Raw genomic sequence first — 14,478 nt, 5'->3', positions numbered from 1 at the left:
GGCATGTTGTTTTGTTTTATTTGTGTGCAGGCATCATAGCAGAGATGGTTGTGATTTCTGCCAGCACATCCGCAATCAGCCAGTCATTAAAGACTTTTACCTCCGGGCGCATTACCGCGTGCTGTGGCGTAACAATGTAGTAAGACCACGCCAGAGGCCAGCGGGTGTTGGGATGAAGCTGAACCAGTTGTCCGTCTGTCAGTAGCTGCTGCACCAATGCCCTGCGCACAATGGCGACACCTTGACCGCTAAGCGCCGCCAGAATCACCGCAGAGGTAGAGTTGATGTGCAATCCACTGTCGCGAACGACAGGTGCCTGGGTGGCGGTCAGGACATCATTCCAGCCCGGGAAATTGGCGCCGGGGTGGGGAGTGTCATCATGGATAAGTTTCTGTGCGGCCAACCATTCACCACAGGATATTTTATCTACTGGCACAATACGTGGGCTACAGACCAGAACCGCTTCTTCATTCATCAGCCAGGTTTTATTTACCCCAGGCCAGTCGCCTTTGCCGCAACGCACGCCCAGATCCGCTTCGCCATGAGCAACATCCATCAGCTTTTCCGTCACGTTCAAGCGTAATTCTATGTTTTCATGCGCTTGTGAGAAACGATTGAGGCGGCTCATCAGCCAGTTCATCACCAGTACCTGAGAGGCCGTGATGATCACCACCGAGCGCGCCCGCCGACCGCGTAACTTGTTCAGCCCGGATTCCAGACTATCCAGCCCCTGGGTTATCTCGCGCAACGCGTCCTGTGCTTCGCTGACCAGCGTGAGACGCTCTTTGCCAGAACGGGTACGATGCAGCAGCGGGTGACCAACCCAGTCTTCCAGCGCCCGAACCAGTTGCCCAACGGCCGCCGGAGTGACCCCCAGTTCCTGTGCCGCGCCGGTAAAACTGCCGTGGCGGGCAGTGGCCTCAAAAGCGTGTAACCATTTAAGCCGATTCAGCGATCGCATCAGATCATTTCCCGTTTTGTGAATATCTTCAGTATATGCCATCGAGATAGATTTTCTTTCTCGGTTCGCTATTTCTTCTCATTCGTCAGCGCCTCAGGGGAGTGGCATTGTTAGCGCATTAACGAATACGTGAAACGAGGCTAACGATGAACACATTATTTGTCGGCAAAAAACTGTTAGTGGTGGGCGGTACCAGTGGTATCGGATTTGAAACCGCAAAACTGATCCTCCAGAGTGGTGGTCGAGTGGTGCTGGTTGGCAATCGTGCCGAGAAAGCAGAACGGGCCCGTCAGGCATTGGCGGAGCTGGGTGACGTCTCTGTCATTGTGGCGGATCTGATGTCAGAAGCGGGCGTTAAGCAGGTGATGGCAACGGTGAATGCTGAGCACAAAGACATCAACCTGTTAGTAAATGCAGCTGGGGTTTTCTTCCCAAAACCTTTCACTGATCATGAAGTTGAAGATTATGAACTGTACATGAGCCTCAACCGCGCGACGTTTTTTATCACTCGCGATGTCGTGCGTAATATGGTGGCGGCTAACATCCAGGGTGCCATCGTGAATATTGGTTCGATGTGGGCACAACAGGCAATTGGCGCAACACCTTCTTCAGCGTACTCAATGGCAAAAGCGGGACTGCATGCATTAACTAAAAATCTGGCCATCGAGCTGGGGGCGAATGGGATCCGCATCAATGCCGTTTCGCCAGCAGTCGTGCATACACCTATCTACGAAGGATTTATCCCGAAAGAAGACGTACAAGGTGTGATGAGCAGCTTTGACAGCTTCCATCCGATTGGTCGGGTCGGTACGCCGTGTGATGTGGCTGAATCCGTCGCGTTCCTGTTGTCAGATAAAGCGCAATGGGTAACTGGCGCCATCTGGGATGTGGATGGCGGTGTAATGGCCGGACGTAATGGCTGACAGAGGCTGATGCTGCGTATTACAAAACGCCTGCTTATACTAAACAGGCGTTTGTGAAAGATTGGAAAAGTTAAGCGCGCTGAGAGTCCAACTGCTCGTTATTTTTCACAACATCCTGGGCTTTGGTATAGCTTTCAATCAGTAACTGATAAGTCGGGAAGATTTTGGTATAGACTTCAGCCCATTCCGCTGCGTCTTCCCGATTCCAGGTTTTCTGCAGTTCAGACGCAACCGCGGCAGTATCCATCGGCACGACACCAGCCTGTACGACGCGGGCCATGGTGATCTCCTGTGCCATTTTGCTGTAAGTACCGGAAGCATCGATGACGGCAAAGACTTTAAATCCTTCTGCTACCGCGCTGATGGCCGGGAATGCCATGCATACACTGGTGATGGTACCAGCAATAATCAGCGTCTTACGGCCTGTCGCTTTTACCGCAGCAACAAACTCTTTGTTATCCCAGGCGTTAATTTCACCTTTGCGCGCGACATAATGTGCATGAGGGGCATTTTCATGAATTTCCGGGATAAGCGGACCGTTTGGCCCCTGCGGCACAGAGGCGGTGGTAATCACCGGCATTTTGCATAAGGTGGCGATTTTTGCCAGCGCTGTTGCTCTTGCACGCAGTTCAGTCATTGGCATATCGCCAACGGTCTGGAACAGGCCGCTTTGATGATCGATAAGCAACATAACTGCGTCATTGACATCAATCACTGGGCGTTGGCCATTAAAATTAGCGGGTGTAGACATGATCCATTCCTTGTTGTTGCTTTTTGCGGGTTATCTAACCCGCAGTAAAGTCTATAATCGCCTGGGCGATATCCATTTTTGAGCTACAGCTAATTAACCATTATTGACATCATCATGGTTAATTTCAGGGGGAGACTAAAGTTATTCTTATAAGAATTTCCTTAGTGAGCTTAGTTTCTTCCCGCCGCATTAAAATAACAATGCCTGTTATTATAAAATTATATTTCTGCATTCATATTATTTTATGGTGTGTACTGGAAGTAAGGGGTAAAAATTCAGTTGATGTTTCTGACTGACTTATTTTTATATTGTTATTATTATTTTGAAATATAATGAATATTAACGATATATCTTCAATGTTAATTTTGTGACTAATACTACGGTTTTCTAGAGGATAATGATCATATCTATTTTATTTTCCAAGTTATTATTGAGTTAGGTAAATTCTCATGTTGATATTTGTTGTGCTCCCCGAACATCAGAGGAGCACGGTATTAATATTACGCCTCAATCGGCGTCAGATAATCCAGCCGTAGCGGTTCGGCTAGCAGATCGTTCATTTGTAGAATGAACGCCTGGAAATGTGGCAGAGCGATATGCTCATCCAGACCGGCCTGACCGCGCCAGGATTCGCGTACGTAGAACACATCCGGCGTGTCGCGTAACTGGAACAGGGCATATTCAATATTGCCCGGCTCCCGGCGCGTGGGCAGCAGCAGAGCTTGTAGCGCCTGTTTCAGTGCGTCGTTTTTCCCCGGTTTGGCTTTCAGTACCGCAATAATTGAAATCACGTCAGAATCAGACATGTTAAAACCCCTCCAGCACAATCTTGCCGACCGAGCGACCGGTTTCAATTTGTGTGTGGGCTTTTTGCAGATTTGCCGCGGTAATCGCGCCAAAATGTTCGCCCAGCGTGGTACGGAGGGTGCTGTCGTCGATAAGCTGCGCCACACGGGTCAGTAACTGATGCTGCGCAATGATGTCGTGGGTGGTAAACATCGAACGGGTAAACATAAACTCCCAGTGCAGCGAAATGCTTTTGGCCTTCAGCGGGCGTGCATCGAGAGTTTGCGGATCGTCAATCAGCGCCAGTTTGCCCTGCGGCGCCAGTGCGGCAATAATTTGCGAATAGTGCTGCTCGGTATTGTTCAGGCTGGCAACGTGCGTCACCTCTTTAATGCCTATCCGTGCCAGCTCTTCCGTCAACGGCTTGCTGTGGTCAATCACATGATGAGCGCCCGCTTCACGTACCCATTTCTGGCTCTGCGGACGTGATGCGGTACCGATGACGATCATTTTGGTCAGCTTACTGGCCAGTTGCGTCAGAATAGAACCGACGCCGCCAGCCGCGCCAACAATCAATAACACATCATCTTCATTGCCATTTTCCTCAACGCCCAGACGGTCGAACAGCATTTCCCAGGCGGTGATAGCGGTTAGTGGCAGCGCCGCAGCAGAAGCATTATCCAGTGTTTTTGGCTTCAGCGCGGTAATACGTTCATCAACCAGCTGAAATTCACTGTTACTGCCAGCGCGGCCGAGCGCTCCGGCGTACCAAACTTCATCGCCGGGTGAAAATAGGGTGACGGCTTCACCCACGGACTTCACCACGCCAACGGCGTCCCAGCCCAGTACGCGCGGCACATCAGCGTTAAAACCTTCGCGGACCTTGGTATCGACGGGGTTGACGGAAATGGCTTTCACTTCAACCAGCAGATCGTGCCCGGTAGCGACTGGCATGGGCAGGTCAATCTCTTGTAAAAATTCAATGTTATTGCCGTCGGTCGCGGCGCGGGTAATGGCGATGGCTTTCATGGTCTCTCCGGTTACAGGAATCAGTTGAATAATTCGATGGTAAACCGGTAACAGAACGGGAAAAATAGCCCTATGGCGACAGGACTTATACTCGGGGAGTGAAAATGTTCCGGCTTGAAGATCTCACGTTGTTTGTCCGCGCCGCGGCGCTGAATAGTTTTAGCGATGCCGCGCGCGAAGTCGGCGTTCAGCCTGCTCAGGTCAGTTCAGCTATCAAGCGCCTGGAGTCTACGTTGGCTATCCGCTTGTTCGCCCGCTCCACGCGCAGCCTGCGCCTGACGCCAGAAGGTGAAGTCTGGTTACCCTATGCCCGCCAGATGCTGGATGTAATGCATGCCGGGTTGCAAAAAATTCAGACCCCGGAAGATGAAGTATCAGGCACGCTGCAAATCGCCGTGCCTTCCGATCTCGGTCGTAACCTGCTGCTACCGGTCTTTCAGTCGTTTCGACGCCGCTATCCCGCGCTGCGCCTGCGGATTTTTTTCTCCGACCAGGTAACGGATGTCTTTAAAGACCCCGTCGATGTTGCGTTTCGCTATGGCAACACCGAAGACGCGTCTTACATTGCGCTGCCGGTTGCACCGGGTAACCGACGCGTGCTGGTGGCATCACCGGAATGGGTTGAGCAAAACGGCGCGCCGCAAAAACTGGATGATTTAACACAGCTCAACGCCATGACTTTCGTATTACGCGGCCGCCTGCACGATCGCTGGACATTTACGCGCAACGGCGAGGTCAGTAGTGTGCAGGTTAACGGCACCATTATGAGTGACGATGCGGAAGTGATCCGGCGCCTGGCGATTGCCGGAGAAGGTGTGGCGTACAAGTCGTGGCTGGATGTCAGCGAGGATGTGCGTGACGGTCGATTACAACTGCTGATGTCGGATTATCAGGGAGAGAAAGTCCCGCTGAATATGATTTGCCCGCATCGGAAGCAGCTTTCAACCGCGGTACGCCTTCTGCACGAGGCGGTGAAGGCGCGGTGTGAAATGCTGGCGCAAAGCTAATAAGCGCTTTACGCCAGAATACTATCGCGTCGTTACTCAGTCTTTTTTCGTTGCATTCGCAAAGAAAATATCAGACTGAATGTCTTTAGTGCGGATGGTAAATAGCTGATTGGTTAGATCTTCCGTCAGCTTCTCGGCGTCGGCCATGATGCGCAGGTTGAAGTCATTCAGCATCTTATCGGCGGCAGGTTTATCGGTTTTCGCCATCTTCAGATACTCTGCTTCGACCTCTTTTTGCTCCTTCGCCACTTTGTCTTCCCACGCTTTGTAGGCTTTTTTGACGATTGGCGCGAGCTTCGGATAATCGGTCATCGTCAGCGTTTGTAATTTACGATATTTCCAGTAGATAGACTGATCGTCCGCTTTATCGGTACCCATCGTGTAGTTAGCCGGATACGCTTTCAGGCCGCTGTAGTACGGAACAAAGGCGGTGAGGTCAGCCATGCCCAGGCCAATGTAGGTCGTTTCACCAATCTCTTTTGGCAACCACGGACGGACCTGCATGACGTGCGCTTCATAGGTACGGAAAACGCTTACCGGACGCCATGGCTCTTTGCCGTTCAGACCGTTGGTGTACGGGTCATGGCTGGTCCCTTCATAGTGACTACGCAACACGGCCTTCACATCGTCCAGCGTCATTTTCTTCTCTGGCGTCATGAAGACCGGGAATTCGCGCCCTTTGGCCATATCCTGATTTACGGAAGGATTGAACTCTTTCTGGATGGTCCATACACGAGGGTCGTTATACGTGCGGTCACGCTCGTCATCACGGGTATAGGCTTTGGAGAAGTTGAATTTACCGTCTTTCGCCGGATCGTACAGTCCTTTTTCAGTCGCAAATTGAATCAGGTTTTTTGACGCCATCATGTCCGGATTTTTAGGATCGTAATCCTGTAAGCGGCCCTGATTACCGGTGGCAAAATACTGGTTATTCGGCAGACGCTGCGCCATCCACTGGTGGCCGCTACCGGTTTCCAGGTACCAGATCTCGTTATCGTCGACGACGGCAACGCCAAAACCTTCGCCTGCGCCGACGGTCTCAACGATATGGCCCAATAGCGCCACAGCTTCACGTGCGGTTTTACTTTGTGACAGCAGAATATCCGGGATATCGTCTTCGGTGATCCCTTTATCCTCAACGTACGGGTCGGCGGCCAGTGCTTTCGGTGAGGCAAAAATGGATTCTGTACCGCTCACGCCGACACCCAGCTCGTTAAACCCGGTCGCGCCGTGCAGTTGGGTTTTCCAGTTTGGGACAGTGGTATAACGCAGAGAGTTTTTCGGCAGTGGCCAGGTAAAATCATTCGCACCATTATGTGCTTTGGTGCTGTATACACCGGTCTGATTTTGCTTTGCCGGATGAATGACAAAATGCTGTGCTTTCAGAGCATCGCTGTCTGCGCTACGGGCGACCAGCATGGAGCCGTCCGCTGATGCTTCGTTGCCGACCAGCAGGGTCGTACAAGCAAAACCTGATGAAACAACGGCCAAATTTATAGAAAGTGCAATCAGGCACTTTTTAAAAGTAAACATTACGTATCCCTCATATGTACGCCAAAAATACACCGGAAACACACCGTTTCCTGAAATGCGATAACGCCTGAATGCTCAGACATTGCTCGCGAGAGAGATAAACGCCCCTGCCCACGTCTTCTCCAAATATCCATCCGTAGGTTGAAGTCTTCTGGGCAAAATATAACGCCCATTTCGCTTAATTATTACGCAACGGATATTATGATATTCAGGATGTTTCCTGATTCGCGATGAAGAATAGCAATGGGTTATGTGTGGATTCAGTGACCCATGTCGCGTAAGTTAATGATGACAAATGTGAATTTCATTGAGGGGCCGTACTTTTTGTTTCCGGATATGACGTTACCTTTTGCGGCAATACAGCGAGGGCACATTGGAGCTGGCAAAAATCCATGCACCTTTATACTCCTCCATGACCAGGCTCAGGCTTCGTCCGCTTTGGCGGTAAAATCCAGGTAATGTGTTGTTAATATCCGCTTCATCAGCGGTGTCAGCGAAGGTTTTGACGACCTGCATCGCCTGTAGCACTCGGGCATCGCGCTTTTGGGTGTAGTTAAAATAGATGTTCCTGCTAATGTCTGAGGTATTACGCCCGTACAGTTTGCCGGTAATAGTGGCCAGGCCTTCACTGTTGTACATCCGAAACGATAACGTACCGGTAAAGCGGTTGCTGCCAATATTCCATTCCATGTTACCGATGCAATTCAGCGGTTTGTCGGCATAGCGTGAATGCCATAACCATCCCCCTGAACCGAGCACAGTAACCAGCCCGGCCACGAGCACTATAAGGTGGCGTGTTTTTTTCATTGCCCGCGCATCCAGTAATAATGAGTAGTACAAAATGCGTTAGCATCCACCCGTGCATCTTTATCACAGACAAATGCCACGATCCTTTCCGCTTTGCTGTAACCGGTAAGAAACACGTGCTTGTTGTTTTCACAGAGATAGGGATGTAACTGCATCAGATTGAAATAGCCTTGCTGGTCGTGTTCATTTGGTGAGTAATAGATTTTGCAATTTTGCCGCGAAGGGGTCTGCATGGAGACCGGGACAAATTTACTAAACGGCATAACAGGGCGCGTTTGATACCACACCAGCCAGATGATCAACGTGGCAATCACGACACTGGCGCTAAATAAAACCTCAAACCAGGGTATCTGCACCGTTTGTTGTGGTGTCGAAGGAATTATCTTTGCGGGTGTGATTTCTTCAATAACCGGCGGCGGGGAAACTTCACTCTGTTGAAGCGTTATTGTCTCTACTTGCGTATTTTCATTTAATCTGAGCCCGCGTCGGGAAATAGTTTTCACCGTATCACGAGGCAACCCCACGTCCGCCAGCGCGTTACGTAGTGTCAGAATAGCCTGGTAAAATGTGTTGGTGGTGGTCACATTATTTCTTTCACCCCAACCAATAGTCATCAACGTGTTCTGCGAAACAATGTCACTTGCGTGAGTAATTAAATAGAGAAAACAGAGCGAGGCAGGGAGCTGGAGCTGAATTGCTCGCCCGGTCTGACGATTGACCAGACTTTTGCTATCAGGATTAAATTCGACCAACTGATTGATAAGGTACAATTGCCCAGCCCTCAGTAACCAAAACGAATCACAGCGTGTGCTAACGCATCCTTTAAATTTTACATCCAAATCGATAATGCGCCTCACTCTTTGTTCATGATTGAAGATAAGAATTTTGCTTAATTATTAAAAATCCTTTAAATACAACATGTTAACAATCTTATTTCTTAGGTTAAAATTACCTAAGGTTAAATAATGAGAATTCATTACAGTTTTATCTGAATTATCTTTATATTTGTCCACAACATGACAAGGGTGATTGAGTTATCAGAATTACGTAATTAGTAAGCAACCTTTATGCAGGTTATTTTTTAGCAAATAGTGCTTTTTTACTGTTTATCTTAGAATCTGAATTTATGCATAAAATTCCTAAAGCATAGGTTGTTATTCTGAGATAAAGCGTAAATAAGCTTAACGCAATCGTATTACTCACAGCCCATACATATTAGTGCATCAGGAGTTTATTACATTTTATTAGCGCCACTGTTATTAACTGACAAGGAACGTACTACGTGTTGGATTGACACATTTATTTACCAATGAAATATTTATGGAAAAATAACAGGAGTCATTTTTGATGAAGAGATCACCGTCACAGACTGTTCGTTGCATAAGCTGTGAATTATCCTGTCAATTATTTCCAGATACTGCGGTTCGCGCCAGTTACTGTCACCGTGCCGCTTTTGCTATCTGGCCTGAGGGGAATGGCTTTCTGCAAAAAGGAATTATTGAAAAGCTTCTGCTTAATAATCAGAACCATTTGTCGCGTGGGTTTATTTTTGTGGATTTTTCTTTCCCTAATCTACGCCTGTTTTCCGACCCGCAATGGGTTGACCGGCTGGCCTACAGCGGTATGCATATTGTGTTGATAGCTGACAGGAATCTGGCGCCATTAGCCAACTACTGGCTATCCAAAAGCAATAAAATACAAGGGATTATATATTCCGATGATGATGACGAAGTTCAACATCAGAAAATCAGGCGACTCTTTACTGGCCATCTCGCCAACAGCAAACGTGGACGCTCACTTAACTATACAGAAATGATATTACTGAAGCGTTTTGTGTCAGGGAAAAGTATTCAGCAAATTACCAAAATAGATAATATCGATATTAAGAAAATATATGTCTACAAGCTCAGGCTTGAAGATAAGTTAGGCCATAGTATTCATCAAATATTGTCGAACATTTTATAACTTATTTTTGAGTTTTATTATTTTCACATCCTTGCGATGTGGTGGACGCTCTACGCCTGAAAGCAGGAGGCTAATATGCCAAATCCCAAATCTTATTCTCGTATTGCCATAGCGGTTTCAGCCGCATTAACCTCTATGGTATTTTCAGCTCATGCGGCATGGGTAGACGTTGATAGTCTACCTTCCAGCGGACTGGTTAGCAGTCTGCCCCCGGAATTGCAGGCAATAATTCCAGCGCAGGCAAATGCCAGTTTCGCTAAAACCAGCGCCATGCCGAATTATGTTTATCAATGGAGTGCGGGCACGATTCCTGTTTATGGCAATGGATTAACGATTAATGGACCCGGTGCTGAAGCTTTTGAGCACTCTGTTACCGTTATTCAGAACAGTACAACGGGTAGTCCGGGCGTTATTTTTGGGGACGACCTGACGATTCGCACGCAGTCGAAGAATGCCGCCAATAATGGTAAAGATGTTGACGGTATCCGCACGCACGGGGCCAATACGCCGGATAACCCGGTCTTTATCATCACCGGGGATCGCACCAGTATTTATGTGGACGGTCAGGATGGTGACGGTATTAACGCCGGTTACAACTCCTATAGCCAGGGTTGGAAGGGCTCGGCCAGCATTTACGTCGGCGACGATCTGTATATTCAAACCACCGGCTCCCAGGGACGTGGTATCACAGCCAACGCGATGAAAGACGCCACGCAGGCCAAAAATACAATTGTGGTCGGCGACCGGGCCCACATTGTGACGATCGGTGATAGCTCAGAAGGTCTTCGCACCGGGCAGAGCGGTTCCTCAATCCTGCTTGGCAATGACGCCACCATCGAGACTTCGGGTGCTTCTTCAACGGGGATTTATGCCGCCTCATCGTCCAAAACGGAACTAGGCAACAACGCGACGATTACGGTCAACGGCGTCAGTGCACATGCGGTTTACTCCACCAACGCAACCGTGAATCTCGGTGAAAACGCAACGATCAACGTGAACAGTTCGGCGAAAGCTGCGTCATACAGCAAAGCGCCACGCGGCCTGTATGCGACTTCACGCGGGGCGATAAACCTGGCAGGCGGTGCCGCCATTGCCATGGCGGGCGATCACAGCAACGAAAGTTATGCCATCAGCACCGAAACGGGTGGCATCGTAGACGGTTCTACTGGCGGGCGCTTCCTCATCGATGGCGATCTTCATGCCGCAGGCGCGACTGCCGCAACCAGCAGTCTGCCGCAGCAAAACAGTACCATTAAGCTCAACATGACCGACAACTCGTTGTGGAGCGGGGCGTCATACATCACCAGCGCCACTGCCGGGACGGGCGTTATCTCGCTGCAAATGAGCGACGCGACCTGGAACATGACCAACAGCTCAACGCTCACCGACCTGACGCTGAACGGCGGGTCAGTGGTGAACTTTGGGCATGCTGATGGTGAACCGTGGCAGACGCTTACCATCAATGAGGATTTTACCGGGAACGGCGGCAAACTGGTTTTCAATACCGTCCTGAATGACGATACCTCCGAAACCGATAAGCTGAAAGTGCTCGGCAACACCGCGGGTAATGCGTTCGTGGCGGTGAATAACATTGGTGGAACCGGGGCGCAGACCATTGAAGGTATTGAGATCATCGAAGTGGCCGGTAATTCTGACGGTACTTTTGAGAAAGCGGGCCGTATTGTTGCCGGAGCGTACGACTATAACGTTGTGCAGAAGGGCAGCAACTGGTATCTGACCAGCTTTATTCCTGCTCCGCCGGATCCGGAAGACCCTGACCCTGTTGATCCGGACCCGGTTGACCCTATTGATCCAGACCCGGTCGATCCTGTAGACCCGATTATCCCTGAGCCGGAAGAACCCGTTGCGCCTCCTGTCACTGAGCAGCAATACCGTCCGGAAGCAGGCAGTTATCTGGCAAACAACTACGCGGCTAACACGCTGTTTATGACCCGACTGCACGATCGTCTGGGTGAAACGCAGTACGTCGATATGCTGACAGGTGAGAAGAAAGTTACCAGCCTGTGGATGCATAACGTTGGGGCACATACCCGCTTCAAAGACGGTAGCGGGCAGTTGAAAACCCAAAGCAACAGTTATGTGATGCAGTTAGGCGGCGACCTGGCGCAGTGGAGTAGCGACGGTCTCGACCGCTGGCACCTCGGCGCGATGGCAGGTTATGCCAACAGCCAGAACCGCACGCAGTCCAGCCTGACCGGCTACCATTCACGTGGCCAGGTCACTGGTTACAGCGTGGGGCTGTACGGCACATGGTATGCCAATGACGCCGACAAGACCGGTACCTACGTGGATACCTGGGCGCTGTACAACTGGTTTGATAACAAAGTGATGGGCCAGGAGCAGGCAGCAGAGAAATACAAATCCAGCGGGATAACCGCTTCGGTTGAAGCCGGTTACAGTTTTAAACTGGGTGAAAGCGAGCGCAACAGCTACTGGCTGCAACCAAAAGCGCAGGTGGTATGGATGGACGTGCAAGCCGACAGTCACCGCGAAGCGAACGGTACCCGCGTGAAGGATAATACCGATGGCAACCTGATGACCCGTCTGGGTGTGAAAGCCTTTATCAACGGTCACAACGCCATCGACGACGGTAAATCTCGCGAGTTCCAGCCGTTTGTTGAAGCCAACTGGATCCACAACACACAGACAACCAGCGTGAAGATGGACGATGTGAGCAACGACATGCGCGGCACCAAAAACATCGGTGAGCTGAAAGTCGGCGTTGAAGGTCAAATCACTCCGCGACTCAACGTGTGGAGCAACTTGGCCCAACAGGTCGGCGATAAAGGCTACAGCGATACCCGCGGTATGCTCGGCGTGAAATATAACTTCTGATGCATTGCAAGTGATAGAAAGCCGCTGATTAACCGATCGGCGGCTTTATTTTTTCTGGGAATCGTAGGCCGGATAAGCGTTAGCGCCATCCGGCATTAAGGTGGTGGGTTACAAACGTTGACCCAGATGTTTTGTTGGTACTCGGCTTTGGTGTAAGACTGCCAATACAACAATATTTGTGTCTTGTGCACAGTAGTAAATCATATGACTAACATAAGGAAAGCTGTAAATATCTTCACCAAAATCATCAATGCGATGATGCCCCATGCCTGGCATTTCAGCTAACTGAGAGAGAACTACCTGTAATTTCCTAAGATAATCCCTGGACTGTTTAGCGCCCCAATTTCTTGATGTGTAATCACGGATTTCAATAATATCGTGCTGTGCTTCCCCAGTAAGTTTGTAACTCACTTTTTATCCTTTGTGTTGATCCATCAACTCATCAAAAAAAGCATCACCATCGACAGTATTGCCCAAATGAATATCGCTTTGAGCACGCTGAATTTTGGCCTTCAGTAACTGGAGTTTCATGGCTTCCATTTGTTCATAGTCCTCAATGGAGACGACAACTGCAACAGGCTTACCGTTACGATTAATTTGCACAGGTTCTCGCTGCGCTTTAAGTAGCATATCGCCAAACTGGGTTTTGGCTTCATTTGCCGTAAGAGTATGCATATTGCCACCATTTCGCATGAATCGTTCGATTCGTTCATTATAGTCGATATCTTTCTGGGGGTCACTATGAGGTGGGTGGTCAGACAGAGGGTATTGTGAAAGTAGGCCGGATAAGCGCAAGCGCCATCCGGCATCAGGTTAACATGTAAGCGCCACTTATATGTTGACTCGTAATTCACTGAAGAGTCGCCAGCGTGCTCTCAATTCTATTTAACTTCTGATTGGCCTCTTTCAGCTCATCCTGCAACCGTTGTTCCTGCTCGCCATAGACCATCAGGACGATACAGCCATTCATCACTTTTACGGTAATCTGTTGCCCGGTATCAAACCCTGCTTCGCGTAGCCACTTGCCGGAAAGAATAATTTTGGGTGTGGATTTGTCGAAAACATTCGGGCGATATCCCACAATTACCGAACGCTCGGTTCCGGATTGGTCGGTGTCTGGGGTAGAATGCGAATCAGCCATAATCAACTCCTTGATAGTTGGTGAGGTTAGACGCCCTTTGGTGTGACAGCACTGTTGGGCGTTGCTTAATTTTAGACTCCATGTGGTAGGTACCACATGTGTGTAAACTAACCTAAGTGGTACCTACCATGCAAGAAAAAAAGAAACCAAATTTTGACCGCACTAACAGCACCATGAAGAACATCCGTTTTGAGGATGAGCTGTTGGAACAGATCGAGAAGGCTGCAGGTAAAGGGAATTTTAGTAAGTGGGTTAAAGAAGCTTGTCGGATAAGATTGAAATCAATCAAGCATTAAATGAAGCCACAAAAATATTTCTCTTGTGGCTTTATCCGTATTATTAATTTGTAAATGTTCCGGGTAATGCTGCCAACTTACTGATTTAGTGTATGATGGTGATTTTAAGGTGCTTGCGTGGCTTCCATTTCCATCAGATGTCCCACTTGTTCAGCTACCGAAGGCGTCGTGCGTAACGGTAAAAGCACTGCCGGACATCAGCGCTATCTCTGCTCTCACTGCCGTAAAACATGGCAAATCAGCTTCACTTACACCGCCTCTCAACCCGGTACACATCAGAAAATCATTGATATGGCTATGAATGGGGTTGGGTGCCGTGCCAGTGCCCGCATTATGGGCGTTGGCCTCAACACGATTTTACGGCACTTAAAAAACTCAGGCCGGAGCCGGTAACATCGCGCATACAACCGGGCAGTGACGTCA

15 protein-coding genes and 1 pseudogene are annotated in these 14,478 nt (G+C 49.4%); 6 read left to right on the top strand and 10 right to left on the bottom strand.

What is annotated here, in order from left to right; all coding sequences use genetic code 11:
- Positions 1 to 16: 16 nt before the first annotated feature.
- Entirely contained in the window at positions 17 to 961 is a 945-nt protein-coding gene (locus tag OGY37_RS21045) for a LysR substrate-binding domain-containing protein (RefSeq protein ID WP_286621791.1), read from the bottom strand.
- A gap of 146 nt (positions 962 to 1,107) precedes the next feature.
- Between OGY37_RS21045 and OGY37_RS21040 the strand changes: the two genes are divergently transcribed.
- A complete protein-coding gene (locus OGY37_RS21040; protein WP_286615371.1) occupies positions 1,108 to 1,884 on the top strand; it encodes an SDR family NAD(P)-dependent oxidoreductase in 777 nt (258 codons plus the stop codon).
- 70 nt (positions 1,885 to 1,954) lie between these two features.
- Here the strand turns inward: OGY37_RS21040 and OGY37_RS21035 are convergent, their stop codons facing one another.
- The 3 genes from OGY37_RS21035 to OGY37_RS21025 all read right to left on the bottom strand — a co-directional run bounded on the left by OGY37_RS21035 (position 1,955) and on the right by OGY37_RS21025 (position 4,450).
- Positions 1,955 to 2,635 carry a hydrolase gene (locus tag OGY37_RS21035; protein ID WP_003827172.1) on the bottom strand — a complete coding sequence of 227 codons (681 nt, stop codon included), beginning with the start codon at positions 2,633 to 2,635 and terminating at the stop codon, positions 1,955 to 1,957.
- Between the two features lie 500 nt (positions 2,636 to 3,135).
- Positions 3,136 to 3,426 (bottom strand): putative quinol monooxygenase, encoded by a 291-nt coding sequence (locus OGY37_RS21030; protein WP_231133702.1) that lies wholly within the window; start codon positions 3,424 to 3,426, stop codon positions 3,136 to 3,138.
- 16 nt (positions 3,427 to 3,442) lie between these two features.
- Positions 3,443 to 4,450 (bottom strand): zinc-binding alcohol dehydrogenase family protein, encoded by a 1,008-nt coding sequence (locus tag OGY37_RS21025; protein ID WP_003827176.1) that lies wholly within the window; start codon positions 4,448 to 4,450, stop codon positions 3,443 to 3,445.
- Between the two features lie 104 nt (positions 4,451 to 4,554).
- Between OGY37_RS21025 and OGY37_RS21020 the strand changes: the two genes are divergently transcribed.
- Positions 4,555 to 5,457: a LysR family transcriptional regulator gene (locus OGY37_RS21020; RefSeq protein ID WP_148361308.1), complete on the top strand. Its 903-nt coding sequence runs from the start codon at positions 4,555 to 4,557 to the stop codon at positions 5,455 to 5,457.
- A 36-nt stretch (positions 5,458 to 5,493) separates the two neighbouring features.
- Here the strand turns inward: OGY37_RS21020 and OGY37_RS21015 are convergent, their stop codons facing one another.
- The 3 genes from OGY37_RS21015 to OGY37_RS21005 form a co-directional block, all read right to left on the bottom strand.
- On the bottom strand, positions 5,494 to 6,990 hold the full coding sequence (locus OGY37_RS21015) for a C69 family dipeptidase (RefSeq protein WP_003827181.1): 1,497 nt from the start codon (positions 6,988 to 6,990) through the stop codon (positions 5,494 to 5,496).
- A gap of 342 nt (positions 6,991 to 7,332) precedes the next feature.
- Positions 7,333 to 7,797, bottom strand: coding sequence for a YqeJ family protein (locus OGY37_RS21010; protein ID WP_149280807.1), 465 nt, complete (start codon positions 7,795 to 7,797; stop codon positions 7,333 to 7,335).
- The gene (locus tag OGY37_RS21005; protein ID WP_286555038.1) at positions 7,794 to 8,567 is read right to left on the bottom strand and encodes a winged helix-turn-helix domain-containing protein; all 774 of its coding nucleotides are present in this window, start codon (positions 8,565 to 8,567) and stop codon (positions 7,794 to 7,796) included. Before OGY37_RS21005 ends, OGY37_RS21010 begins: the two co-directional genes overlap by 4 nt.
- 577 nt (positions 8,568 to 9,144) lie before the next feature.
- Here OGY37_RS21005 and OGY37_RS21000 point away from each other — a divergent pair.
- The gene (locus OGY37_RS21000) at positions 9,145 to 9,762 is read left to right on the top strand and encodes a helix-turn-helix transcriptional regulator (protein ID WP_003827187.1); all 618 of its coding nucleotides are present in this window, start codon (positions 9,145 to 9,147) and stop codon (positions 9,760 to 9,762) included.
- 75 nt (positions 9,763 to 9,837) lie between these two features.
- The gene (gene misL / locus OGY37_RS20995) at positions 9,838 to 12,618 is read left to right on the top strand and encodes an intestinal colonization autotransporter adhesin MisL (protein ID WP_286621787.1); all 2,781 of its coding nucleotides are present in this window, start codon (positions 9,838 to 9,840) and stop codon (positions 12,616 to 12,618) included.
- 108 nt (positions 12,619 to 12,726) lie between these two features.
- Here the strand turns inward: misL and OGY37_RS20990 are convergent, their stop codons facing one another.
- From OGY37_RS20990 to OGY37_RS20980, 3 genes are all read right to left on the bottom strand, one after another.
- Entirely contained in the window at positions 12,727 to 13,029 is a 303-nt protein-coding gene (locus OGY37_RS20990) for a type II toxin-antitoxin system RelE/ParE family toxin (protein ID WP_286621785.1), read from the bottom strand.
- Between the two features lie 3 nt (positions 13,030 to 13,032).
- Positions 13,033 to 13,293, bottom strand: coding sequence for a type II toxin-antitoxin system Phd/YefM family antitoxin (locus OGY37_RS20985; protein ID WP_100271747.1), 261 nt, complete (start codon positions 13,291 to 13,293; stop codon positions 13,033 to 13,035).
- Positions 13,294 to 13,468: 175 nt separating this feature from the next.
- A complete protein-coding gene (locus OGY37_RS20980) occupies positions 13,469 to 13,759 on the bottom strand; it encodes a SymE family type I addiction module toxin (RefSeq protein WP_111464482.1) in 291 nt (96 codons plus the stop codon).
- A 128-nt stretch (positions 13,760 to 13,887) separates the two neighbouring features.
- On the opposite strand from OGY37_RS20980, the gene OGY37_RS20975 reads away from it, so the two are divergent.
- Both OGY37_RS20975 and OGY37_RS20970 read left to right on the top strand, forming a co-directional pair.
- Positions 13,888 to 14,055: a YlcI/YnfO family protein gene (locus tag OGY37_RS20975; protein WP_074170600.1), complete on the top strand. Its 168-nt coding sequence runs from the start codon at positions 13,888 to 13,890 to the stop codon at positions 14,053 to 14,055.
- Between the two features lie 117 nt (positions 14,056 to 14,172).
- Positions 14,173 to 14,445 (top strand): annotated as a pseudogene (locus OGY37_RS20970) (IS1-like element transposase); the annotation flags it as partial.
- Between the last annotated feature and the right edge of the window lie 33 nt (positions 14,446 to 14,478).

Origin of the sequence: Citrobacter sp. Cpo030 (assembly GCF_030333005.1) — a bacterium.
Lineage (GTDB): Bacteria > Pseudomonadota > Gammaproteobacteria > Enterobacterales > Enterobacteriaceae > Citrobacter > Citrobacter portucalensis.
This window is presented reverse-complemented; position numbering and strand designations above follow the sequence as displayed.

What these genes read in the sequence shown, in the direction of transcription:
- misL (WP_286621787.1), top strand. Translation starts at nt 9,838, where the DNA reads ATGCCAAATCCCAAATCTTATTCTCGTATTGCCATAGCGGTTTCAGCC.
- OGY37_RS21025 (WP_003827176.1), bottom strand. Translation starts at nt 4,450, where the DNA reads ATGAAAGCCATCGCCATTACCCGCGCCGCGACCGACGGCAATAACATT.
- OGY37_RS20985 (WP_100271747.1), bottom strand. Translation starts at nt 13,293, where the DNA reads ATGCATACTCTTACGGCAAATGAAGCCAAAACCCAGTTTGGCGATATG.
- OGY37_RS20975 (WP_074170600.1), top strand. Translation starts at nt 13,888, where the DNA reads ATGCAAGAAAAAAAGAAACCAAATTTTGACCGCACTAACAGCACCATG.
- OGY37_RS21010 (WP_149280807.1), bottom strand. Translation starts at nt 7,797, where the DNA reads ATGAAAAAAACACGCCACCTTATAGTGCTCGTGGCCGGGCTGGTTACT.
- OGY37_RS21035 (WP_003827172.1), bottom strand. Translation starts at nt 2,635, where the DNA reads ATGTCTACACCCGCTAATTTTAATGGCCAACGCCCAGTGATTGATGTC.
- OGY37_RS21015 (WP_003827181.1), bottom strand. Translation starts at nt 6,990, where the DNA reads ATGTTTACTTTTAAAAAGTGCCTGATTGCACTTTCTATAAATTTGGCC.
- OGY37_RS21040 (WP_286615371.1), top strand. Translation starts at nt 1,108, where the DNA reads ATGAACACATTATTTGTCGGCAAAAAACTGTTAGTGGTGGGCGGTACC.
- OGY37_RS21000 (WP_003827187.1), top strand. Translation starts at nt 9,145, where the DNA reads ATGAAGAGATCACCGTCACAGACTGTTCGTTGCATAAGCTGTGAATTA.
- OGY37_RS20980 (WP_111464482.1), bottom strand. Translation starts at nt 13,759, where the DNA reads ATGGCTGATTCGCATTCTACCCCAGACACCGACCAATCCGGAACCGAG.
- OGY37_RS21020 (WP_148361308.1), top strand. Translation starts at nt 4,555, where the DNA reads ATGTTCCGGCTTGAAGATCTCACGTTGTTTGTCCGCGCCGCGGCGCTG.
- OGY37_RS21045 (WP_286621791.1), bottom strand. Translation starts at nt 961, where the DNA reads ATGCGATCGCTGAATCGGCTTAAATGGTTACACGCTTTTGAGGCCACT.